The organism is Umezawaea endophytica (assembly GCF_025061645.1).
Lineage (GTDB): Bacteria > Actinomycetota > Actinomycetes > Mycobacteriales > Pseudonocardiaceae > Umezawaea > Umezawaea endophytica.
In genome coordinates this window covers 1-21,761 of record NZ_JANYMP010000021.1, presented here as the reverse complement: position 1 = coordinate 21,761, position 21,761 = coordinate 1, and the positions used below count along the sequence as shown (strand labels likewise).

Here is a 21,761-nt window from a genome sequence, read left to right as displayed (position 1 = left end):
ATTTTGGCCCACGGGAACGATCATGTAATCTATGCACACACCACGGCGAGAGCCGAAAGACCGGGTGGCGGAATGGCAGACGCGCTAGCTTGAGGTGCTAGTGCCCGAAAGGGCGTGGGGGTTCAAGTCCCCCCTCGGTCATGAGCATTATTCACACGGCCCACGGGTTTGATGATCACATCAGCCTCGTGGGCCGTGTGCGTATACAGAACTTGCAGGTCAACGGACTGGTAGAGCGCCGCGAGTGTCTCCGTTTTCGCTTCCTTCAGCACAGCGCCAACGTCACCCAATGAGTCGATGGCCGCGTATATCTCAGCGTCGCTGACCGTGTTCGGTGCCGGAGTGCCTTCCAGTTCCGCTCGCGCAGCCGCCCGTGCCGCTTGCGCCTCGTTCATCGCCTCCACCAGCGCGGCCGGATCGATGCCTGCCTTGATGGCCTCCTGGAACCTGTTCATGTGAGCTTCCGCCGTAGCGAGCCGCTGCTTGGCCGTGTCCCGACCGTTCTGCGCGACGGCCGCTCCTGGTTGGGAGGCAACAACTTTGGCCACCGTGCGATCCACATTGGCCGGCGCGAACACCTCGCCGAGCCAGTCGTTCACTGCGTCCTGGATCACGTCTTCGCGGAGGTAGATCGCTGGTGGGTGTGATGCCAAAGCGGGGGAGCCGGGAGCCAAAGTGCGTGCCGGACAGCGGTAGTACATGCCGTGCTTGCGCGGGCTCGCCTCCATTTTCCGGCCACACACCGAGCACCGGATACGGCCACGGAACAAGTAGGTCTGCTTCGTAGGCCGCTCCGCACGCTCAGTTTTCCGCGCTGTCTTCAAGCCACCCACAGACTTCGACCTCCGAAGCAATTGAGCTTCGGTGAACACCTCGACCGACACAATCGCCGGGTGCGCGGGCTGCCGTGACCGGATGACCTTTTCGGGGCTGGTCTTCCGGAACCGTGTGACATATCCGGCAGCCACGTCGTCCGGGTCGAGCAGCAACTCATGCCGGGTCCACCGGCCGAAGAACGCGTAACCGGTGTAGCGAGGGTTGTCCAGAATCGCCCGGACCGTGCTGCCCTGCCACCCATCACCCGGCCGATGCCGGTTCTGGTCCGGACGTCGCGCAGAGGGGCAGGGAATCCCGTCACGGTTGAGCCCAGTGGCAATCGCCCGATCACCCCGGCCACTGATGTACTCGGCAAAGATCCGCCGGACCGCCTCAGCGCACGGCTCGTCAACTTCCAGGATGCGCAGGTGGTACCCCTCAGCCGCCTTTCGCGGATTGGGGTGCTGCCCACCGTCGACCACGGTGTACCCGTAGGGCGCACGTCCGCCCTGGTGACGCCCCTCGTTCACGACCTGGGCATCCATCGCTGCACGCACGCGAGCCTGAACGTGTTGCCGCTCGGACTCGCTCATTCCGCCGAGCACACTCATCAGCATTTTGTGCGACGGATTCCGCGGATCGAACTTCCCGCCCAGTTCCGGCACCCACAGGTCAACGCCGTACGCCGCGAACCTCGGAGCGATCAGCGAGAACTGATTGCCGAACCAACACCGCGTGCCCTCACCGACCACCACGGCGTTCCACCCGCGGTTCGGGTCCTTCAGAGCGGCGAGCAGCCGCGACGCCTCGTGACGCCGCTCCCACGGCACCGACCGCGACTGCCCGATGTCGAAGAACTCCTCGGTCACGACACCGCCAAGCGGCCCGACGAACTTCCGGGCGTTCCCGAACTGCCATCCGCGAGAGGTCTCCGGGTCCTGGTTGTCCTCGGTCGAGCAGCGTCCGTACCCCGCCATCGGCCCGATGCCCTCATCGATGGTCTCCACGACCTCGACACCGAGCATGTTGTCCAGCGTTGCCCACGGGTTCCTGATGATTTCAACAGTCACTAGTACCCCCTCCCTGAGGTCCGTCCAAGACCTCGACTTCGGTCAACTCAAGCAGTATGGCAAGCAGTATGCGGCAGGTAGCAGGCGTAAGGGGCGGAAGTTCGTCCGGCACGCGCACAGTGACCCTCTCATCAGGGCTCATGGCTGCTCGACGTTGGTAGCGCCGATTTCATCAACCGCAGCTCGGATGTCCGCCGTCATGTAGCCGCGCACCCGCCGAGTGGCGTCGCCCTCGGGGACGTACTGCCGGACCGGCTTGCACCCCAGCTCGCCCATCTCCTTGCCGAACATCGTCGGCTCGACCTTCAACGCCTCCACCAACTCGGCGGTCGGCACGAACTCGCGCTTGTCGAGTTGGTCCCCGAGGTAGTCCACGACCGCCGCCAACGGCTCCGGAAGCTCGACAACCCACCCCTCAGCGGCTCCCGTTCCCAGCGCCTTGACGACCGCTACTGAGTCGATCGCGCGCACGGCGTCATCACCCACCGCATGACCGGCCAGCGTCCCCGCAGCCTCCCGCAGCGCACGGCCACGCGCGCAGATCACCCGCCACTCAGCGTTCGGCATGTAGTACGTCCGAACCGTCATCGCGAGCATGTCCGCTCCCGCGTCGGTCTCACCGTCCGGCCGCAGGATGCCGACCCCCTTGTGACTCGGCAGCAGCGTCGACGCGTCATAGCCGCGCGTGTTCATCTGCTCGCCGAGCACGATGTTGGAGTCCCGCCAGTCCATCACCCGCAGCGCGAACCGCGACCCGAGCACCGCACGCAACCGAGATGGGATGGTGTTCGAGTCCGGCCGTTGCGTGGCCAGGATGACCACGATGCCCGCCGCAGGCCCCTTCCGAACGAGGTAGGCGAGCAGGTCCGCGATGTACGCCCCAAGCGTGGTCTTCTTGCCGCCCACCTGTTCGCGCGTCGGGTTCTCCAGGAACACCTGAACCTCATCGATGATCACCGCAGTGATCGGCATACCGAGACTCGGATCTCGCGAGATGGCAGGCGTGATCTTCGACTCCGGGCAGACCTCATCATCCAATGTGGCCATTCGTGCGTACCGGGATTGAACCTCTGCAACAAGTTCCACCAAGTGATCGCGCACTGCCTCGACGTGCTCCAGCTCGTCCCCGCATACGTACCGGAAGGCGATCTGCTCGGCGGAATCCCAGTCCTTGCCTCCCTTGCCGTCGTACACATAGAGCCGCGTATAGGGGTCGAGGATCAGCCCAGCGGCAGCAAGCCGAGTCGCGAAAGTCTTACCCTGCCTAGGAATCGCTCCCACCAGCAGCGACGTCCACACCAACGGAAGATCGATCCGCCGGTTCCGCGCGTCCCGCCCGAACGGCACCGGCCGCCACGCGTCCCACCACTCGACGTCGAGCAGGGGAGTGCGCAACGGGGGACCGGCGTACGGGTCCTCATCAGCCACCCACAGGAACACCCGGCCCGCGTGCCCGCCCTTCCCGCGAACACGCTCAACGATGAGCTGCACCTCGTCCACGGCCAACGCCGAAGCAAGCGCGTCCCGGTTCTTGATGACGTCCGCGGCCTTCCGCGTGGCAGGCAGGTCCACGGTGACCGCCCACCCATCACCAACACGCGCGGCGCGCTCCACCAGGCGCAAGGTCTCGTCCTTGCCCACAAGCTTCGCGTCCCGAAACGCGTCGACCAAGACCTGAGGGTCCATCGTCCAAGTCAGCGTCCGCGGCCCCGCAAGCACCGCCTTCCGTCCAGGCGAGCCATCCTTCCGCCGTCCGACGACCGCGAGCACCACGGACGCAACCCCGGTCACACCCCACAACGCCAGCCCGCCGAACATCACGTAGCCCACGGCCAACACAGCCGAGACGACCGCACAAACCGCCCCTGTGACCTTCCACCGGAACAAGGTCAACTCGCGAATCTCAATGAACTTGTCCGCCAACTTCTCCGACTGCTCGGCAGCCTCCCGGTAGTCACGCACCCGCACCCATCGCCGCCACCCACGCCCCGCGACCACGGCACCCCGCACAGTTCCGCTCAGGAACCGCAATGGCGCTCTCACCAACCACGCGACCGCGTCCCGCACCGCGTACCCGAGCGCCGCTCGGGACCTGAGAACGGCTGGAACGAACCGCGACCGCTGCCAGATGTCCCCGAACCGCCGGACCACCTTCGGCGGCTCATCAACCAACTCGCCGTCGTACACAGGCGCGGCAGGCACCACATCACCGTTCACGGCCGCACCTCCTGCTCAGCGAGAGCAGCGGCCAGCCGCGACGACAGGCCACGCGAACACCCCGTTACCTCGCGCACCCACGCGGGCGTCACCTTCACGTCACGGGTCCGCGCGGCCTGGGCTACAGCGAGGTATTCCGCGAACGACGTCCGCGGCGTAGGCGCGGCCGGTTCGGGCGCCGGACCAGCTACCGGCACAACCAACTTGTCCCGCAGTTCGGTGACCGCCTCAGCCGCTACGAACACGACCAACGGCGGCACCGAGTGCAGCACCACCAACGCAGCCGACCCGGCCATGAACGCACTCCAGGTGTTCATGACGTACGTGGCGGCGAGCGTGAACCACTTCGCCGCACGGACCCATCCACCCATCCGCACGCCGTGCTGAGCCGTGACCTGCTCGGCCCGAAGAATCGCCAGCAGTACCAGCGACACCATCGGGTCGAGCAGCCACGCCGCACACCAGGCCAAGGACCACGGCAACGAGCCAGCAGCCGCGAACTGCTGAACGTTCGTCATCGTGAACGCCAGCCCCAGCAGAATCCCCGTCCAACACAACCGGTCCACCTGCACCGCGACCCGCTCAACCGATTCGCTCATCGCCGCTCACCCCGTCGACTCTGGGGAGGCTCGTAACTGGTCACGGTCAACGCCTTCGTCAACGTGTACGAGGCGAACAGGGCAGGTACGCCGAGCACCGCCAACAGCAGCCACGGCCCTTCCCGGTGGGTGATCACCACCCACTGCACGACGACCACGAGCGCGGCGTTGAACAACACCCGGCCAGCCATCGACACCAAGTGCACACGAGCCCGCGGTGCTTTCGCCCGACGGGCACCGACCCGCCAGAGGAACAGCGGGACGACCAGCACACCCAAACCGATCATGATCTGAGTCGCGTTCATGGCCTCGACCACCGTTCACCGCGCCGCAGCCAATGCGAGTGCAGGTCGCGCCGGTCGCCATCCGGCAACCCGCCGAAGACACCAACCGTGTCTTCGCCAGCCGTGCGCAACTCCAGTTCCAAGCACTCGTCCTGGACCGGGCAGCCCGCACACAACCGCGCAGCCAACGCGCGATCGGTCAGCACCTCGTCACCACACGGCGGCTGTTCCGCCGTCACCTCCATGCACAAGCCGTCGCGCTGCACGACGTCCACAAGCGTTTCGCTCGGAGTCCAGCGCAACCGATCCAACCGCCACGCGATGTTGATCAACCTCAGGTCGTTCACGGCGTACCCCCGGACATGGGGTCACCGAGCAGCCGGATCAACGCGCTTGCGGGAATGGCCACCTGGCCACGCCGCCGCACCGTTCGGACCTGGCCGAGCCGGATGGCACGAGCGAAGTTCGAGGGGGCAACACCGAGCACCCCGGCCGCTTCGCGAATCGAGTAGTGAACGTTCGACAGAGAAGTACGCATGAGAAAGCCCTTCGAGAAGTATTCGATGATTTCAGCAATAGAGTGCCGATTTCAGCGCTAATGAGACCGCGCGAGATCCCACACGGGGCAAAAGCCGCCGTGTCACATCACCAATGAGCCGAAGTTGGCTAATCTCAGCGCTGAGGCGGAGCGCGGAGGAATACGTGTCGGAGGATTGGGCGGCAGTCGCCAAGGCCATCAACGAGCGCGTGAATGAGCTGGGGTGGCGTCAACGAGAACTCGCCGAGCGCTCGCACGTCTCGCAAGCGATCGTCCGCGAGGTCCAACACCGCACCGTCGAACGCCGCCGCAGCCCGCGGACCCTGGAATCCTTGTCCACGGCCCTGGGCTGGCACCCGCAACACCTCGACGCCGTGCTCCACGACCGACGGCCGCCGCAACTCGACGAGCCCCTTGCCAACCCGGCCGACACCCTGTGGTCGCGCTTGGACGGCTTCGAACAGCGCCTCAACGACATCACCGAACGCCTCGACGGCCTGAAAACCGATCTCTCGACCGTCATCGAGCACGTTCGCGATAGACGCTAGTTCGGGACGTTTTCCCTGGTGGAGCCGGTTGTTTTCCATGCACTAATTCCACTGCGGAACGGCGTCCGAACCCATGCAGTTCCACTGCACATTCACCGCACAACCAGTGCAGGTTCACTGCACATCGCACTTGGGGGAGTAGCGACCAATGAGCCTCGCGAACGGCTGGACAGGCCAAACCGCATCCGCTTTACAGGCCGCACTGCGGCTCAGCCACGAGGCGTTCGCCGAGCACCTGGGCGTCAGTGCGCGAACCGTCGCCGCCTGGCACCAGAAACCGGATCTACGGCCAAAGTCCGAGATGCAACAGCTCCTCGACACGGCTCACGACCGGGCACCCGCAGACGTGAAGACCCGGTTCGCCATCCTGGCCAACGAGGCACCGGTACAACTCCCCGAAGGCGCGGCGGAAGACGCCGAGATACGGCTCAGCGCAGACCCCAACATGGTCGCGGCGCTCGACTGGCTCGACCACCACACGGGATGGGAGCCAGGCACAGCCAGGCGCAACGTAGCCACACGACTCGCCCACCTGAACGTCAACGACCTCCACGACCGGGGCATCCGCCGCGGACGCGTCAACCAACGCGACGTCGCACAAGCCCTCACCAACTACTACGGCACCGTGACCACCGGCCACGGCACCTACACGGCCAGCTTCGGCAGCGACGCTAAAGCCGTGACGAGCGTGCTCACCCACCCCGACTGGCTCGACCTCGATTGCCCCCTGGAGGCGCTCAACGACCGCCTTCGCCTCACCGGCGCCACCCCGGACGACACCATTGCATTGGACGAGACGAGTGCGGGCCTGGCCGCTCAACGCCTGGCCGAAATGCTCGCGATCGGCATCCGCTTCGCGAACATGCCGCTCTACCGCCTCCTCGACATCGCCATCGGCAAGCACACCATCGGCGGCGCGGTAGGCCTCACGACGTTCGCCAGCTACGCGGTCACGATGGACCTGCTCGAAGGCGAACTGATCGACGCACTCGGCAACGGCACCACCCCACGCCCAGGCTCGCAGCCAGTACGCGACAACTACATGCCAACCCTGCCAACCGTCCTCGACGTCAACGACCGGCTCTGCGCAGGTGGCACACTCGCCCTCACCGCGATTGCCCGCCCGGCCAGCTCGTACCGCGGCCGACCGGACTACCTACTCCTCGTCCAGGAACGTTCCGGCCACGTCATCAACGCCGCCCGCCGCCTGGCCGTCATCCCCAAGGGCTTCCACCAGCCACTGACGGACTACCGGGCTGACGCACAGGTAGGCGCGACACTGCGCCGCGAGATGGAAGAGGAGCTGTTCGGCCGCCACGACATCGACAACACGGCGACCGACCAGCGCCATGCCGACCCCATGCACCCGAGCCTTCTATCTGCCCCAATGCGCTGGCTCACCGAACAGCCCGACCGCTTACGCATGGAGTGCACAGGCTTCGGCCTCAACCTGGTCAGCGGCAACTTCGAGTTCGCCAGCCTCATCGTCATCGAGGATGAGGACTTCTGGCCGCAATTCGGCGGCCAGGTGCAAACCAACTGGGAAGCCTCCAACCTGCGCCAGTACTCCAGCCTCGACACCGACTTGCTAGCCGACCTGGTGCGCGACGTAGCGTGGAGCAACGAAGGTCTGTTCGCACTCCTGCAAGGTCTTCGCCGACTGAAGCAGATCGGCGGGAGCCGCGTGGACCTGCCTACGATCGATTGGGAGATTCGTTGACCGCCACTTGGAGCCACGGAAACGCCGAAGAAGCGTCGAGCGACACCCGCGGGTGGCTCATCGGACACTTCATCGACCCGTCCGAGGGCGTGCGGTCCTCCAAGGACGTAGAGGTGAAGTGGGGCACCCACCCGGCAGGGGACAAGCGTCCGGAATGGACCTCGGACGACCAGCGAACCACCCTGGTTCTGTTGGTACAGGGCAACTTCCGCGTAGACCTCACCGAGGGCAGCTCCACCATGATCCGCCAAGGCGACTACGTCATGTGGGGTCCCGGCATCGACCACACGTGGGAAGCCAACGAGGACTCGGTGGTCATCACCGTCCGCTGGCCGTCCCAGACCTGATCACCCGCCAACCTCCACCTCGACGGCAGGCAACTCCATCCGCCCACCGCCGATCTCCCGCAACCGCCGGAGCCCCTGGAGCAACGCAAACAGCCCTTCGTTGCTCCAGGCCTCCTGCCCAACCAGTTCCTCGACCAGTTCACCATCGAGACTGGAGTACAGCCGCAGCCCAGAGGCCTCCCAGTTCGCCTCAACCTGCCCACCGAACCGCCGCCAGAACTCCTCATCCTCGATCACTACCAGGCCAGCGAACTCGTAATTCCCGCTAACCAAGTTCAACCCGAACCCCGTGCACTCCACCCGCATCCGCCCAGGCTCCGCAATCAGCCACTTCATCGGCTCAGATGCCCGCCCAGGATGCATCGGCACCGCGGCCCGCCCATCACCAATGGTCAAGTCGACGTCGCTACGCCCGAACAACTCCTCTTCAAGCTCCCGCAGCAACGTCGCTCCCACCCGCGCATCAGCCCGGACATCACTCATCGGCTGGTGAAACGCCTTCGGGATCACCGCCAACCGCCCACTCGCGTTCAACACGCTCCCAGACCGCTCCTGAACCAAGAGCGCGTAGTCCGGCCCACCGCGGAACGGATCACCCGGTCGCGCGATGGCACAGAGCGCAAGCACACCACCCGCGCACACCCGCTTCGGCAGGTCGAGCACACTCTCAGCACTGGGCAAGTACAGGTCCCGAAGCGGCAGAGCGCTCCGACCAGCCGCCACGGCGTCCAGGAGTTCGCCTTCGAGTAGATCCATCGTCAACGCATACTCCATGAACGGAACCTGACCAACGGTCCCACTGAGCGCATCACCGATCTCAACGCCCAAGAGCCGGTAGAGCGGCAAGTTGGCGATCCGGACGCCGAGCGCCACCGATTCCGCGAGACGGTCCACCGCAGCATCTGCTCCCACATGGCCGAGAGCGGCCTCAGGAACGAACTCTCCAGCAACGAACCTCACGCTGTCCCGATCGGCCATCAACGCGCAGGCCATATCAAGCCACTCAACCCGCGTGACAACACTCGTCACGACCGCCTGGCCCCCGCAGCGAGCCCGGTACATCCCGTACCCCGCCTTGAACGGCCCGTAGTAGTCCGCCAACGCACTGGCCACCTGAGCCGGCCCGACCCTGCTCCGCCGAGCGTTTCGATCGAGCAATCCGCCAACGCCAAGATCCCCAGCCAGCGTGCCCACCTTGCGTCGACCAGTGCCAGACACCCACCCAGCACGCCGATCAAGCCACGTCAACGCGTCAACCAGCTCACCATCGGCCCGCGCAGGCGACCCACCACCAACAATCTCGGGCGCCTCGATGGGCTCTCGCGCAGAACCCAGCAACACATCGATCCTGACCCCGAAGATCCTCTCCAACAGCCGAGCAGTCGACGGCCGCACCGGACTCAGCGGCTCTCCAGATGGCTTACGCCCAGCCGCCAGCCGCTGAAGATGGCGTACCCCAACGCTTCCAGGCTCCCTGTGCTCACGAGCAAACACCTCCGCGAACTCGGCAAACTCCTCAAAGGTCTGCCTCCGCTCCCAGATCTTCCGCTCAAGCACAGTGCGAAACACCCGCTCCGACCGTCTTGCCTTCACCACAGGTCGTCGCATGTCGCCTCCAGGTCGTTCCGCTGATCAAGCGCTGATGAGAGCCTGATTTCAGTCTGCCACGAACTGGCGAAGTACGGCTGCACCAGTCGCTCGATGTCGGCGGCCCATCTCTACGGGTTTCGCTGAGCACTCGAAAGGTTCTAGAGAGGACGGGGGTTCCTGAACGCCGTTGTTATGGACACATGTCCAGTCTCGACGCGGCTGCCAGTGCCAGCGGGCGAATTCGGACTGATTGACTGCGCACCGCGAAAAAATGCGAGTCGTCGCGATGGTGGGGAGTTCTCTGTTGTGACAGCTCTGATCGTTATTGCATGCGTGTCATGCGTGCTGATCTGGACATGGGTAATTGGCGACATTTTCGACTGGTGGAAACGTCTTGAGTTCCGGAGACTGGTTCGACGTCATCGATAGAAGGTTTTCCCGCAGTGCACGCTCGCAACGATCGGACAGATCAGTGGTTAGTCCAGAAGATATTGCAGAAGAGTGGTTGTCTCGTTCCAATGAGGAGCGTGATGATCTGCTCGATTCGCGCAGAAGGCAGCAGCTCGAATGTGGGAACAATGAACTGCCAAATTCGTCAGAAAAATCTGAATCGTGATGCCGCGAGTGCGAATTGAGGACAGTTCGAGCTACGGTGATTGTCCTGCTGATGCCCTCGCTTCACGTGCGAGCACTGCACAGAGTCGTGAGATCGGAGAAGAGCTGCGGCGGGTTCGCCAGTACGCGGGGTTGAAAACTGCTCGGGTCGCGGGAGAATTGGGCTGGTCTTTAGCCAAATTGAGTAAGTTAGAGAAGGGATCGCGTGCTACAAGCAGCTGGGACATTGGCGCACTATTGGGCAAGTGCGGTGCCGAAAAGGTAGACCGCGACCGAATTATGCATTTGGTGCAAGAAGAGCACCTCGGGCATTTCACGCGAACTCACCAAGTAGGGTTCCCAGATACTCTGCTATCGCTGGAAATCCATGAACGCACAGCAGTCAAACTCACCAGCTATGACCCGGTAGCTATCCCGGCACTCGTGCAGGCTGAGGCATACGCGCTAGCGTTGCTGTCAACGGGTGCTGGCTCAAAAGAAACAAACATCGAAATGGTAACGAGTCGGATTGATCGCTCGACTCGTGCGTGTGGCGAGAGTATTCCATCGTCGGTCTTCTATATTCATGAGAATGCGCTTGAGCTCAGGGTCGGAAGTATTGACACCATGCACGACCAGATGATGTGGCTGACCTTTTTGAGTGACTGGCCGCAAGTGAGCTTGCGTGTCATTCCGCGGAGTGCTGGAGGACATGTCGCGCTACTCCGGCCCGTGACACTGTTGACATTCGACGATGCGGCCTCGTTGGCGTACACGGACGCTGACATGTCCACTACATTCCTGGAAAGCAACCATGCCATCGAGTTCTATCGCCGGAAGGTAGATGTACTGGACTCGATGGCACTGGACGTGGATAAATCACGGCAACTGCTTGAATTGCATGCAGACACATACGATCAAATCTACGGTGATGATCACTAAAGATGATTATTAATAGGTGAATTGATCGTCTCTGTGTGAATAAAACTGCCGCACCCAGGGTTGCCGGTCGGCTTCGACGGCTGACAACCCTGGCCAGTATTCTTCCTCGTGAGGAATATTGAGTAGTTCCCGCCAACCTGCGGTCAGATCATGAGGCTGAATGACAGGCGACGGTGCGCTTCAGCAGCTACTCTATCGGCATGCCCATCGACGTGGTGACGTATCGAGTCTTCATAGCTTCCCCTGGAGGCTTGTCGGCCGAACGCGCAGCTGTACGTGAAGAGGTCGAGAAGTTTAACCAGATATACGCGACTGATTCAGGATTTGCTTTTCGCGCTCAGAGTTCGGAAGACGTTCCGGGCGGAGCTGGGAGGCCTCAAGGGCTCATCAATGAGCTTGTTGGACGTTGTGACTATATGATTCTAATTCTTGGGCCTCGATGGGGCTCTCATTCGGCAGTTAATGGAAAATTTACCTCGGGAACAGAAGAAGAATTTTTCCTAGCGAAAGAATGTATCCCGCGAACTGATTCCCCGATGTTGGATATTCTTGTGTTGTTCAAGGGTATTCCTGAGGATCAGATGAGCGACCCAGGCGATCAGCTAAAGAAAGTTCTCGATTTCAAGGTAAAGTTGGAAGAATCGAAGGAGCTGCTGTACAAGACATTCGACAATTTGGAAAGCCTCCGGCAGGAGATTAATGCGCGCCTGCGAGGGTGGATGAGTCAAAAGAGTAGTCGCGAGACACCTGTTCCCGTTGAGGTACCTGTACCTGTACCTGTCGAAGTCGCAACTTCGCCAATATACACAGGCGTTAAAGTGGGTCAAAAACTGAGTGCGCGATCAATTACGGGAGAGGTACAGGAGATTTCACCTGGCGGATCAGCGCTAGCGTCTGCGGAGGCTCTTGAAGCTAAGGGACTTATGACTCAAGCTGAGGCGGCGTACGCCAAAGCGATTGTTGAATCCGATGTGGCTAGTCTTGAGAAATATGCGAGATTTTTGCGGCGCACGGGGCGTTTCGCGAAATCCCTGGAAATTAACCGGCAAGTGCTTACGCGACTGGTGGGCTCTGGAGAATCAAAAGATACTGTCGTGGAGCGTGCGCGAATTCTGGTGAGCATCGGAATAGTTGAGCGCAAGCTTGGGGATCTGCGAAATTCGCGGTACTCGTTGAATGAGGCCGTACAAACAGCGCGTATGGGTGGTGTGGATGCGCTGGACGTTCTGGCCTATGCGCTGGATAATCTAGGAATTACTGCGAGTCGGACTGGTGACAATAATCAGTCTTTGGAGTGTTATCAGGAGGCGCTATCTGCGCGTCGCGAGTCTGGCGACGAGATAGGCCAGGCTCGGACCTTGACCAATCTGGCGCGCTGGTACAAAAAGTCAGGCCAAACAGAAATGGCGAAGGAGAAGTGCGCGGAGGCTATTGAGATTCTTGGCAAACTCGATGACCAGTCAGCATTGGCCTCTGCTCATGCAACAATGGGCGAAATTTTGGAGGTTGAATCCGACTTGGTTGAAGCAGAGAAATCCTACAGGACTGCACTGCAAATTAATGAGGCTTCCGGCATGCCTGATAATATCGCCATGAGCCTAAATCAGGTTGCGCGCATTCTGTTCGAACGAGGAGACCTTGCAGTTGCTGAAAGATTCGCGCAGCGCTCGCTTGATGAGAATGAGCGTACCTCTAATCGAGAAGGAATGGTTTCTTCTAGTCATCTACTCGGTCGGATCTTCGGTAAAACGAGCAGGGAAATTCTGGCGATTGGCCTACTGGACGAAGCTGCAACGGCTTATGCCGAAATTGGAAACCCTAATGGCGAAGCCTGGGCTCGATTTCATCTCTCTGAGGTACAGCTCAGCGTGGGTAATAGAGCGGAGGCCTTGCAATCGCTCGGGAAGGCCAACTCTCTAGTTGCAGTCACCGGAAACGAGCAACTCCGATCTATTGTGGAAGGCGTTATCGAAGAAACCTCATAGCCTTTATGTATGTTCTAGACTTTATGGCCCGAGTCATCTACTTGGACGAAGTCTCTCGTAGGCCAAAAAAGGCATGTCAGACGCCCTCCAGGAAGCGTTCCACAGCCTGTGTCTATAGCAGCCCAATCTTGAGTAATTTTAGGTATGAAACTAGCTTGCGGAACATGCCCGAACGCGTGAAATAGAACTCCCTTACCCGGTTTGAGGGAGTTCTCGGCATCGTGCGTTACGAGTAGGCCATTATCGAAATATCGTGGTTGGAGGTTGTGTAGAAAATTTTTGTGCTCCACCGACACGCTTCGCCGCAGCTGAGAAAGCACATCTGGTTCCGGGGCCTTGATGTATGAGTTTATCGTTGCAGCGCCTCCTATCATGAGGAATTCAGAGAGTTTTCCGTCTTCGAGACAGTTTAAAAAAGCGAGATCATGATTACCTGCAACGAAGGTCATTTTTGAATTTTCGCTTGCGTTATCGACTAGTATTTGAATTACATCGGCACTACCTCGCCCTCGATTTATGTAATCTCCAGCAAATATTAGGCGATCGTACTTTCCATCTATTGTGCGTAGTAGTCCAAGCAGTGCTTGAACGTTACCGTGTATGTCGCCAACTATTCCAATTGTTTCGCTCAAAGCAGTACCTTTGGGAGATCCGAGTAATTAAGGGTTGCTTTATCTTCTGACATAGCTCGGACTGCGAGTGCAGCTAGATTTCGATCCGAGTCCCAGGCGCTAACTGCGATGGCTGAAATAGAGCCATAAGTGTTTTCTGGGAATGGGCCTATGTTCTCGATCAATCGGCTCGTAAGTTCTTCAAAAAGTTCCTTAGAAGGTTTTCCTGTTACTTGTGGATCAGAGGCCAAGATCGTTGACAGTTCGGGATCATTGAATCTTTCGGCTAATTCTCGAACCGAGAAGCAAGGTGAACCTGAAAGCATCGCCTTTGCGTATATCGCTGTTCTTAGTAGATATCGGGCCAGGCGAACCAGTCCGGAAAGATATCGGCGCTTTTCCTTGTCTGACTGGTTGAGAATAATGCTGTAATGATGAACTGTTTCGAGCAGAGTCTGAGGATCAGCTGGTTCGAGACTTTCGATAATTTGAGCAAGTTCTCCGTTTGGATCGAAAATAACTCGTCCATCACGGATGATATGAGTTCCAAAGAGGGTTCGAGTAGCGCTGGACAGTTGTTCTGGTGTGTATGAACTAACAGATACTCGATCAATTTTAAAGGTCGAAAATGGGAATTTATTCAGTTGAAGCAAATCGAAGTCTGATGTCGAGATGTGATCCCCTCGGGCCCTGCTTCCATATATCAGCAACCCTTGTGTATCTTTTGAAATCCTTTCTAATAGGGCTGATTGCTCGCTGCTGTTTAGTTCTAGTTGGCCGATTGCTATTTTCAGCTCGTGCGCGAACTCTGTCATATATTCCTCTTAGCTATTCTGAAAATTGCACAAATGTGCTTGCTTATGCTGTGGCCAGAAATGCGGCTAGTTCGAGCATATCAACTTTCTCGCTGTCATTGGGATGGATGACGATGGTGAGTTGACGTGTGACAACGCTGGTGCGTGTGCGGGCGATGAACGAGAGGATTATGAGCCGGATGAGGCTAGCACGGTCTAGGGAGTCGACCTTGGCGAGTTCGGAGCCGATCACAGCTATCGAGACCGGCTCGCGATGAGCGTGAGTATAGATCGAATCCCATAGTGCACTAAGGCTGTTCCAGATGTCATCGACTGTGCCGCGGGCAACGAGATCGTGCCCCATCCTGGCGTATGCGAGGCAAAATGCCAAATGGTTCCCGACGTCTAGGACGGCTACGCTTCCAATTGGGTAGCGATTAGTGTTTCCGTGGGTTTTGGTGATGTCGCATTGCGGTGTGATATGCGAAAGAGTCGAAGTAAGGGCACGACCTAGAGCGATGCTATCGGGATAGTATCGCTGTTGAAACTGTGCCTGAATGCTACGAGGGTGGATGACTCGTGGGTCTGTAGTGTCGGTGTCGAAGGTATCAGTATAGCCGATCACTAGGTGGCTATCCTGGTTGAAGAGGTCGCCAATGGTGATTTTGATGGTGGCGTCAGGTTGACCTAAGTGACGGAAGAGAGTGTCTCTGGGCCAGGCACGTGTGAGTCCAACTGTGATGGGGAGAACACCTAGGAGCACGGCCATCACTAGTGGACTGTAGGTTGCCTTCGGCGTAAGGACATCGTAAATCTGCACCGATCCGCCGAGAACACCGAAGGTGGCGAGTGAGTCCCTGGCCAGGATGGTCAGGCCACGCTTGGTAGCAAGCGTCGAACGGAGGTTCCGGTGGAGTCGCCGCATGCAGGTCTCCCTTGGGGTGGTGCGTTGGACAGGGGAACTCTATCTGTCGTCCTGGATCCAGGCTGGATGTTGGTGTAAACGCGAGTTCCTGGTGAGTTCGCTCGTTCGTAGGTTGAGCACGTTCACATGCTTGGTGAGAGGCGTTGTAAGTGCCAGTCTGAACGTGGCAGTGGACCCAGGATGCTCCCGCGTGTTGAGCCCGTATGTGGCGATGCGGGCGATGCACTGCCTGGTCACGCTGGCTCGATGGTTCGGTCTGTCTCGGCAGTGCTTCATCGCCACCTGGGGCACCAACGGGATGCTGTTCCAGTTTAATCTGGCGGCAGTCCTTTCTGATCGAGTGTCTTGTCTTTCGTGTCCCACAAGTTTGTTTTGTCTGGGCTGATAGGTGAGACTTAGCAACCAAATTGGATATGGGTAGTGCTCGGTGACTGCGCTGCTTTCCAGGCGTCCCGTTGGCTTGCCGTTTTCTACCGTGCATGTGAGCCCGGACAGGGGCCTATCAGGACAGGTCGTGTCCTAGGTGTCCGGCGTCCCATCTCGACGTTGCCGCTGGTAGAGCTGCCTAAGCCAATGTAAGAGGCCCGTCCCGCGTGACCATCGCGGGACGGGCTTCAGGTGAGAATCGGGACAGGTGGACCTACTCAGGGCTCGGAAGAACCACGCGGGTGAGTAGTGCGCAAGTCCGGCCTCGGTCACGTTTTTACCCCACGGATCCGGATCGCACTTTTGCGGTCCGGATTTTCGTATTTTCAGGACTGGTTTCCGATGGCGATACGGTCGGTGTAGCAGGTGACTGTCAGCGCGTTGACGTGCAGGAACGTAGCAATCTCCGCAGGAGTGGGTCGATCCTCGTGATCTTCTTGGGCGAGGTGAACGCCGATCCTGGTGATGAGTAATTCCTCGCGAAGGTACAGCGGCAGGGGAGTATCCGGCGTCCGGGTCCGGCTGCTCGAATGTCCGTGACGACACCGGTAACCGGCATGCCCATGCACCCAGTGTGAGTCCATTCGACGATCGCAGACACCGCACCGCAGCAGCCCTGACAGCTGGTAGGTGCGGATGCTACCGTCGCCGGTCGGGCGCGCTGATCGCATGCCCTGGACCGCGACGAAGTCTTGTTCGCTGACCAGGGCGGTGTGGGTGCGTTGCTTGGACACGACCCAGTCCTGCCGGATGGTCCGCTGATGAACGACCCGTCGCCGATCGGTGGACGCGTCGTGGTCGGCGCTGTGCCGATTCCACACCTGCCAGCCGGTGTAACGCGGATTCTCCAGGATCGTCGCCACCGACCGCACCGTCCACAACACCCCACTGCGATGAGCGTTGCGCGTGGGATCGACGGTGGAGGGACACGGCACGTTCTTCTCGTTGAGGGCCCGCGCGATTCCGGCGACGCTGCGACCGGACCGTCGCTCGGCGAACATCCACCGCACGTGGCGGGCGGTGTCGGGATCCTCGGCCAGGCGGCGCAGGCGCCGTCCCCATTTCGCGTCGGCCTGGTTCGGGTGCGGGCCCGCGTCGACGAGCTGGTATCCGTAGGGCGGTCGACCGCCGAGGTAGCGGCCTTGGTCCGCGACCTGGATGCGCATCGCCGCCAGTGCTCGGTGACGGGCTCGCAGGACCTCGCGATGTGATTGGGCGCCGAGCACGGTCACGAGGGCTTGGTGCATGAGACTGCCCGGATCGACAGGCCCGTTGGCTTCGGGTAACCAGATTTGGATGCCATGGCGGCGGAACAGCGGGGCCATGCGCTGGAACTGGTCGGCGGCAAAGGCCCGTTCGTACTCTCCGACCACGATGGCATCGAAGCCCCGGTCCGGATCCGCCAACGCGGACAAGAGTTCCGCGGCTTGGGGTCGGTGGCGCCAGGGGAGACGGCGTGAGCTGCCGACGTCGAAGTACGACGCCACGATCCGACTGTGTCCGGCGATCAAGTGCTCGGTGGCTTCGCGTTGCCAGCCCTCGGATGTCGCCGGGTCTTGGTGCTCGACGGTGGAGGCTCGGCCGTAGAAGGCGAACCGAAGTTCCTCCGACGCACGACGACTCGCACGCTTGCGTGTCTTGGGGGTGTCACGTCCGATCCACGTGCTGAACGAGTTGTCGTCGTGCAGGGCCGTGGTCATGTTGCTCGCCTTCGCTGGGGGACCGTCACCGTCAGGACAGCGGTGGTGATCGGCGATGACGTCACTCCTGTCGCACCTCACCCAGGTGGCGCAGTCTCGACCGTCATCTGGTGGTCCGAACGTGCGCGATGTTCAGTGGAGGCGGCGGATCCGCAGCATGTCGTCGTCTGCGGTCCCAGCCTCACCGACGGGCCCTGTGCGTTCACGCGTGACCACCTTGTCGACGTCCACCGCCCATGTTCCCCGTGTCGCTCGTACCCAGCCGAGTATGAGGTCCTTGGCCTTCCACCGGAACAGCGTCGCCGGCGAGATGCCGGTGTCGGCGGTGATCTCGGCGACGGGCTCACCACCGAGCAGTCGCAGACAGACCTGGCGGCGCACCGACGAGGAGTACTTTGTGGGCACAGTGACCTTCTGATGATCACTCTGCCTCAACTCTCACAACCGTGGATCAGTTTCCAGGGGCCACATCAGCAGCACCTATTCGCTCTATTCACGGCAACTTTTGAGTGGTTCTTCAACGGGCTAACTCTGCCAGTGACAGGATCAGGTGCGCCGATTCGGGGTGGAGGATGTCGGCGTGGGCTCCGGCGGGGTTGAGGAACCGGCCTCGGCGGAAGCAGAGGTTGGCGTCGACGTTGACCAGCGTGCTCGTGAAATCCCCCGCGGTGTAGTTCTGGGTCATCGGTCGCAGGATGATCGACGAGATGTGTTCCCTGGGTTCGGTGGCACCGCGGTGGCCGACCCCGGTCCGCCGCTCGGCCAGTCTGTGCCACAGCCCGACCGCCCGGTCGAACCGTGAGTGCGTGAACACGGCAGGCCCGCCGATCGGGGCGTCGTGAAGCAGCCGGGGGAATCCGTGGGCGATCAGGTCGTGCGGGTACGCCATCTGGAACATCAGCAGGGTGTCGGCGGCGTATGGGTACCGAGGGTCGGAGCGGTCCCAGCCCAGGACGTCCGGCCTGCTGTCGGCGGCCCACTGGATGGCCTCGGCGAGGAACCTGCAGCCGAACGAGTGGCCCACCAGATGCAGGTATTGACCGGCCTTCGTGCGCAGCGTGCCGCGCGGCCGTTCGCGGTGGGCGTTGAGGTAGCCGAGCAGGTGGGCCAGTGCTTCCGGGGCGCGGCCGGTGGTGGACATCAGGTGGGCGCGGTCGCGGATGCGGCGGTAGCCGTGGAGGAACGGGTTGCTCGCCGAAGGCCACCGCACCACGACGTAGTGGCTGTTCCAGGCCCCCAAGGCCGGATAGCGAACGGGGTCGTAGGTGGTGGTGACCAGGTCGGCGAACCGGTGGGCGCGGTGGAACGCGGTGGCTTTCGTGTTCCGCCAGCCGTGCACGAACACCACGATGTCGGTCGCGGATTCTGGGACCTCCAGGTGTCGGGCGAGGAACCCTTGGACGTCTGCCACCGGCTGTTGGGTCGCGGGGTCCAGGGGATTGCCGTCAGCGTCGAGGTCCAGCACGACCAGGCTCATCGGACCGCCAGGTGGACATCGATCCCGCGGTGCAGCGAGAAGATCAAGCCGAGCGGGTTGTGGTGCTTGTCCAGGAACTCACGGGCCAGCTGCCGGACGATGTCACCGAGCCTCGTGTTCGGGGTGAGGAACGCGTCGAACAGTCCTGTGGCGTACTCGCGGGCGAACGCACGGGGCAGGTCGATCTGCGGCCCGATCAGGCAACGCGCGCCCCGGTGCAGCATGTGGTAACCGAACGCCGGGTAGAACATCGACGCGAGTTGCCCTCCTTGGCACGCGCCGACGAACACCACCGGCCTTGTGGACAACCCCTTGGACAGCCACGCCATGACCTCGGTGCTGTAGATCTTCTCCCCATCACCGAGCACGAGATAGGCGCGCTGGTCCTTGGTACCGGCCTCTCCGTGACAACCGAAGTAGACGACGTGGTCGGCGAAGTCCGGACTCTGGAACGCCACTGCGAGCTCGGCCTTGCGCGTGCGCACGGTCGTGGCGGCCCTGGCGGTGAAGAAGTCGATCAACGGGCTGACGTACGGCGTGGGCGGGTAGCCGACATCGACCCGTTCGTCGACGTTCATGCTGACCGCGAGGCCGGAGCCGGGAAGCGTGATCCGACTGTCGAAGCCGGGGGAGCGGGAGAAGCTGTGCTCGAGCAGGTGGCGGTAACCCCAGAAACCTCGAGGGTCCCACTGGTAATCGTCGTCCCACAATGATTCGTGGCCCTCGAGCGGGATGTAGAGCATTCCCCACGGTACGAAGAGGTCGTCGCCGTGTGGAAGTCCAGGGTCCGAGCCGTGGTGGCCACCGGATAGCGGCTGATCCCGCGCGTGGCCGCGGTCGTGCACCATGGCGGCGCGGCATCACCGGTGCTGCTCTCGCGTCCGGCCGTCCACAGGTGGTGTGAAAGTTCGTAGCCGACCAACCGCACTTGGCCACTCGCATGCACACCATGGACGTCACACCCGAACCATTGCGGCAGCAGGACCTCACAGCAGACCGACTCGCCGACCGGCTCACACAGGTAGCAGGTGACGGAGCACTTTGTGAACACGCCGCACGGCTAGGCGAGCGGATCCGTGCGGAAGACGGTGTGAACGCTGCCGCGAACGTCCTTGAACGCGTCGTCTGAACGTGAGGTCCCGCATCGGACACCGTGCGGGGGTATGCCGGTCCGGATGCCAATTTCACGTGGGCGCTCAGACCCGAACTGTGATCGCGCAACGCTTCTAGGGGACAAGCGTCCGAGTGGACAGTTGCCGGACAATGCCGGTGGTGCGTTCTGCCAGGGGATTTGCGAGGCTGGACCCATGCGCCGCTTCCTGTTCGACTCCGATGGAGTACTTCGCCCGATCGTGCTGATCGCGCTGCTGATCATCGTCCCTGTCACCGTCCTGGCGTTGGCCTCATGGGGCGGGTGGGCCGGAATGGCCGTGATCGCCGTGATCATCGGATCGGTTCTGGTCGGCGGAATCCGCATGGGCTGAACTCGAGTTCACCTCACCCGAGAGCCAGGGCCCTTTATTCTCCGAATTCCGAGGTACACCGATCGCCTTCGTGGTGGTCGTGTTGTGGACCACAACTCGACCGCTTCGTATGATCCCCACTTCGATGTCGAGGAGGTTCACTCTGCCGACGGCTCAGGTCTATGCTCTGAACCAGCAGAACCCATTACGGACAGGAAATGCCGCATGTGCCGCTCCTGGTCCTGCCCGCCGTAGTCACGATAGTCTGAGGCTCACACACCACTTCTCAGGGTCACGCCCGAGAACTGACGCACCTATGTGGACAGGTTCCCGCGCGGCTGTCGCCCTCGAAGTACTCCGCGCGGTCCTCCAACACGGGACTGCGCCCAATCACGACAGAGTTGTTCTTGACCGCTCAACGGTTTCTCCCGCGTCGCTGCTCGCCTGCCTGGGCTCCACCCGGATGACCCTGAACGTGCTGCGCGGCGAAGTGCTGGCCGGACTGGTGGTCGCGCTCGCACTCATCCCCGAGGCGATCTCGTTCTCCATCATCGCCGGGGTCGATCCCAGCGTCGGGCTGTTCGCGTCCTTTACCAAAGACCGTGGAGATCATCGACCTCAACGATTACAGCGCCAGGATGCACTCGGCGCTCACCGGTGAACTCACCAACCACTGAACCGTGGGTCAGTCCTCGCGCTGGTGCACGTCGGGAATCCCGTCCTGATCGACGTCCAAGGATTCCTCGGCGCAGATCCGTCGATGGGCACGGTTGCGGGCACGCAGGATGACCGTGGCGATCAACCCGGCGAGCAGGGAGCCTATGAGGATCGCGACCTTGGCGTGCTCATCGCTCTCGCTGCCGGCGCCGAAGGCCAGGTCGCCTATCAGCAGCGACATGGTGAACCCGATTCCGCCGAGCACGGCCAGGCCGATGATGTCGGTTCAGGCGAGGTGTCGTGCAGTTCCGCGCGGGTGAACCGGGCACCAGGTAGGTCGCGCCGGTGATGCCGATGGTCTTGCCCAGCACGAGCGCCAGCACGATGCCCAACGCGACCGGGTCGGCGAGCGAGGTGATCAGCCCGCCGAATCGACGTCGACATCCGCACCCGCCACC

General features: G+C 61.4%; 21 protein-coding genes, 1 tRNA gene and 1 pseudogene. 8 read left to right on the top strand and 15 right to left on the bottom strand.

Annotation, left to right across the window (positions count from 1 at the left end; translation table 11 throughout):
* Positions 1–58 precede the first annotated feature (58 nt).
* Positions 59–141 (top strand) — tRNA-Leu (locus NZH93_RS34165).
* Here NZH93_RS34165 and NZH93_RS34160 read toward each other — a convergent pair.
* The 5 genes from NZH93_RS34160 to NZH93_RS34140 form a co-directional block, all read right to left on the bottom strand.
* Positions 123–1,886: a recombinase family protein gene (locus NZH93_RS34160; RefSeq protein WP_259627413.1), complete on the bottom strand. Its 1,764-nt coding sequence runs from the start codon at positions 1,884–1,886 to the stop codon at positions 123–125. The genes NZH93_RS34165 and NZH93_RS34160 overlap by 19 nt on opposite strands.
* 138 nt (positions 1,887–2,024) lie before the next feature.
* Positions 2,025–4,103, bottom strand: coding sequence for a cell division protein FtsK (locus tag NZH93_RS34155; RefSeq protein ID WP_259627412.1), 2,079 nt, complete (start codon positions 4,101–4,103; stop codon positions 2,025–2,027).
* Positions 4,100–4,702, bottom strand: coding sequence for a hypothetical protein (locus tag NZH93_RS34150; protein ID WP_259627411.1), 603 nt, complete (start codon positions 4,700–4,702; stop codon positions 4,100–4,102). Before NZH93_RS34150 ends, NZH93_RS34155 begins: the two co-directional genes overlap by 4 nt.
* A complete protein-coding gene (locus tag NZH93_RS34145) occupies positions 4,699–5,007 on the bottom strand; it encodes a hypothetical protein (protein ID WP_259627410.1) in 309 nt (102 codons plus the stop codon). The genes NZH93_RS34150 and NZH93_RS34145 overlap by 4 nt, the downstream gene beginning before the upstream one ends.
* Positions 5,004–5,333 (bottom strand): WhiB family transcriptional regulator, encoded by a 330-nt coding sequence (locus NZH93_RS34140; protein ID WP_372506960.1) that lies wholly within the window; start codon positions 5,331–5,333, stop codon positions 5,004–5,006. Before NZH93_RS34140 ends, NZH93_RS34145 begins: the two co-directional genes overlap by 4 nt.
* 355 nt (positions 5,334–5,688) lie before the next feature.
* On the opposite strand from NZH93_RS34140, the gene NZH93_RS34135 reads away from it, so the two are divergent.
* The 3 genes from NZH93_RS34135 to NZH93_RS34125 all read left to right on the top strand — a co-directional run bounded on the left by NZH93_RS34135 (position 5,689) and on the right by NZH93_RS34125 (position 8,139).
* Positions 5,689–6,072 carry a helix-turn-helix domain-containing protein gene (locus NZH93_RS34135; protein WP_259627409.1) on the top strand — a complete coding sequence of 128 codons (384 nt, stop codon included), beginning with the start codon at positions 5,689–5,691 and terminating at the stop codon, positions 6,070–6,072.
* A gap of 148 nt (positions 6,073–6,220) precedes the next feature.
* Complete coding sequence (locus NZH93_RS34130; RefSeq protein ID WP_259627408.1) at positions 6,221–7,792, top strand: helix-turn-helix domain-containing protein; 1,572 nt, start codon at positions 6,221–6,223, stop codon at positions 7,790–7,792.
* Positions 7,789–8,139 carry a cupin domain-containing protein gene (locus tag NZH93_RS34125; protein ID WP_259627407.1) on the top strand — a complete coding sequence of 117 codons (351 nt, stop codon included), beginning with the start codon at positions 7,789–7,791 and terminating at the stop codon, positions 8,137–8,139. Before NZH93_RS34130 ends, NZH93_RS34125 begins: the two co-directional genes overlap by 4 nt.
* On the opposite strand, the gene NZH93_RS34120 is transcribed toward NZH93_RS34125, so the two are convergent.
* Positions 8,140–9,747: a transcriptional regulator gene (locus tag NZH93_RS34120; protein ID WP_259627406.1), complete on the bottom strand. Its 1,608-nt coding sequence runs from the start codon at positions 9,745–9,747 to the stop codon at positions 8,140–8,142. It abuts the gene before it with no gap.
* A gap of 606 nt (positions 9,748–10,353) precedes the next feature.
* Between NZH93_RS34120 and NZH93_RS34115 the strand changes: the two genes are divergently transcribed.
* Together NZH93_RS34115 and NZH93_RS34110 are read left to right on the top strand one after the other, a co-directional pair.
* The gene (locus NZH93_RS34115) at positions 10,354–11,265 is read left to right on the top strand and encodes a helix-turn-helix domain-containing protein (protein WP_259627405.1); all 912 of its coding nucleotides are present in this window, start codon (positions 10,354–10,356) and stop codon (positions 11,263–11,265) included.
* A gap of 200 nt (positions 11,266–11,465) precedes the next feature.
* Entirely contained in the window at positions 11,466–13,250 is a 1,785-nt protein-coding gene (locus tag NZH93_RS34110; RefSeq protein ID WP_259627404.1) for a tetratricopeptide repeat protein, read from the top strand.
* Positions 13,251–13,264: 14 nt separating this feature from the next.
* Here NZH93_RS34110 and NZH93_RS34105 read toward each other — a convergent pair whose 3' ends face one another.
* The 7 genes from NZH93_RS34105 to NZH93_RS34075 all read right to left on the bottom strand — a co-directional run bounded on the left by NZH93_RS34105 (position 13,265) and on the right by NZH93_RS34075 (position 19,926).
* Complete coding sequence (locus NZH93_RS34105) at positions 13,265–13,882, bottom strand: metallophosphoesterase (RefSeq protein ID WP_259627403.1); 618 nt, start codon at positions 13,880–13,882, stop codon at positions 13,265–13,267.
* Positions 13,879–14,676: a nucleotidyltransferase domain-containing protein gene (locus tag NZH93_RS34100; RefSeq protein WP_259627402.1), complete on the bottom strand. Its 798-nt coding sequence runs from the start codon at positions 14,674–14,676 to the stop codon at positions 13,879–13,881. The genes NZH93_RS34105 and NZH93_RS34100 overlap by 4 nt, the downstream gene beginning before the upstream one ends.
* Positions 14,677–14,719: 43 nt before the next feature.
* On the bottom strand, positions 14,720–15,580 hold the full coding sequence (locus NZH93_RS34095) for a macro domain-containing protein (protein ID WP_259627401.1): 861 nt from the start codon (positions 15,578–15,580) through the stop codon (positions 14,720–14,722).
* Between the two features lie 752 nt (positions 15,581–16,332).
* On the bottom strand, positions 16,333–17,706 hold the full coding sequence (locus NZH93_RS34090; RefSeq protein WP_259627400.1) for a recombinase family protein: 1,374 nt from the start codon (positions 17,704–17,706) through the stop codon (positions 16,333–16,335).
* A gap of 132 nt (positions 17,707–17,838) precedes the next feature.
* Positions 17,839–18,141 carry a transposase gene (locus tag NZH93_RS34085; RefSeq protein ID WP_259627399.1) on the bottom strand — a complete coding sequence of 101 codons (303 nt, stop codon included), beginning with the start codon at positions 18,139–18,141 and terminating at the stop codon, positions 17,839–17,841.
* Positions 18,142–18,223: 82 nt separating this feature from the next.
* Entirely contained in the window at positions 18,224–19,183 is a 960-nt protein-coding gene (locus NZH93_RS34080) for an alpha/beta hydrolase (protein WP_259627398.1), read from the bottom strand.
* Positions 19,180–19,926 carry a hypothetical protein gene (locus NZH93_RS34075; protein WP_259627397.1) on the bottom strand — a complete coding sequence of 249 codons (747 nt, stop codon included), beginning with the start codon at positions 19,924–19,926 and terminating at the stop codon, positions 19,180–19,182. The genes NZH93_RS34080 and NZH93_RS34075 overlap by 4 nt, the downstream gene beginning before the upstream one ends.
* Before the next feature lie 564 nt (positions 19,927–20,490).
* On the opposite strand from NZH93_RS34075, the gene NZH93_RS34070 reads away from it, so the two are divergent.
* Complete coding sequence (locus NZH93_RS34070; RefSeq protein WP_259627396.1) at positions 20,491–20,667, top strand: hypothetical protein; 177 nt, start codon at positions 20,491–20,493, stop codon at positions 20,665–20,667.
* A 423-nt stretch (positions 20,668–21,090) separates the two neighbouring features.
* Positions 21,091–21,241: pseudogene (locus tag NZH93_RS34065) on the top strand (SulP family inorganic anion transporter); the annotation flags it as partial.
* A 90-nt stretch (positions 21,242–21,331) separates the two neighbouring features.
* Here the strand turns inward: NZH93_RS34065 and NZH93_RS34060 are convergent.
* Both NZH93_RS34060 and NZH93_RS51485 read right to left on the bottom strand, forming a co-directional pair.
* Complete coding sequence (locus NZH93_RS34060; RefSeq protein WP_259627395.1) at positions 21,332–21,568, bottom strand: Na+/H+ antiporter NhaA; 237 nt, start codon at positions 21,566–21,568, stop codon at positions 21,332–21,334.
* Positions 21,492–21,686, bottom strand: a complete 195-nt coding sequence (locus NZH93_RS51485; protein WP_505011382.1) for a hypothetical protein — start codon at positions 21,684–21,686, stop codon at positions 21,492–21,494. The genes NZH93_RS34060 and NZH93_RS51485 overlap by 77 nt, the downstream gene beginning before the upstream one ends.
* Between the last annotated feature and the right edge of the window lie 75 nt (positions 21,687–21,761).

Bases quoted from the DNA above. Each gene is read 5' to 3' on its own strand.
- NZH93_RS34150 (WP_259627411.1), bottom strand. From the start codon at position 4,702: ATGAGCGAATCGGTTGAGCGGGTCGCGGTGCAGGTGGACCGGTTGTGT.
- NZH93_RS34145 (WP_259627410.1), bottom strand. From the start codon at position 5,007: ATGAACGCGACTCAGATCATGATCGGTTTGGGTGTGCTGGTCGTCCCG.
- NZH93_RS34130 (WP_259627408.1), top strand. From the start codon at position 6,221: ATGAGCCTCGCGAACGGCTGGACAGGCCAAACCGCATCCGCTTTACAG.
- NZH93_RS34120 (WP_259627406.1), bottom strand. From the start codon at position 9,747: ATGCGACGACCTGTGGTGAAGGCAAGACGGTCGGAGCGGGTGTTTCGC.
- NZH93_RS34110 (WP_259627404.1), top strand. From the start codon at position 11,466: ATGCCCATCGACGTGGTGACGTATCGAGTCTTCATAGCTTCCCCTGGA.
- NZH93_RS34100 (WP_259627402.1), bottom strand. From the start codon at position 14,676: ATGACAGAGTTCGCGCACGAGCTGAAAATAGCAATCGGCCAACTAGAA.
- NZH93_RS34095 (WP_259627401.1), bottom strand. From the start codon at position 15,580: ATGCGGCGACTCCACCGGAACCTCCGTTCGACGCTTGCTACCAAGCGT.
- NZH93_RS34090 (WP_259627400.1), bottom strand. From the start codon at position 17,706: ATGACCACGGCCCTGCACGACGACAACTCGTTCAGCACGTGGATCGGA.
- NZH93_RS34080 (WP_259627398.1), bottom strand. From the start codon at position 19,183: ATGAGCCTGGTCGTGCTGGACCTCGACGCTGACGGCAATCCCCTGGAC.
- NZH93_RS34075 (WP_259627397.1), bottom strand. From the start codon at position 19,926: ATGCTCTACATCCCGCTCGAGGGCCACGAATCATTGTGGGACGACGAT.
- NZH93_RS34070 (WP_259627396.1), top strand. From the start codon at position 20,491: ATGCGCCGCTTCCTGTTCGACTCCGATGGAGTACTTCGCCCGATCGTG.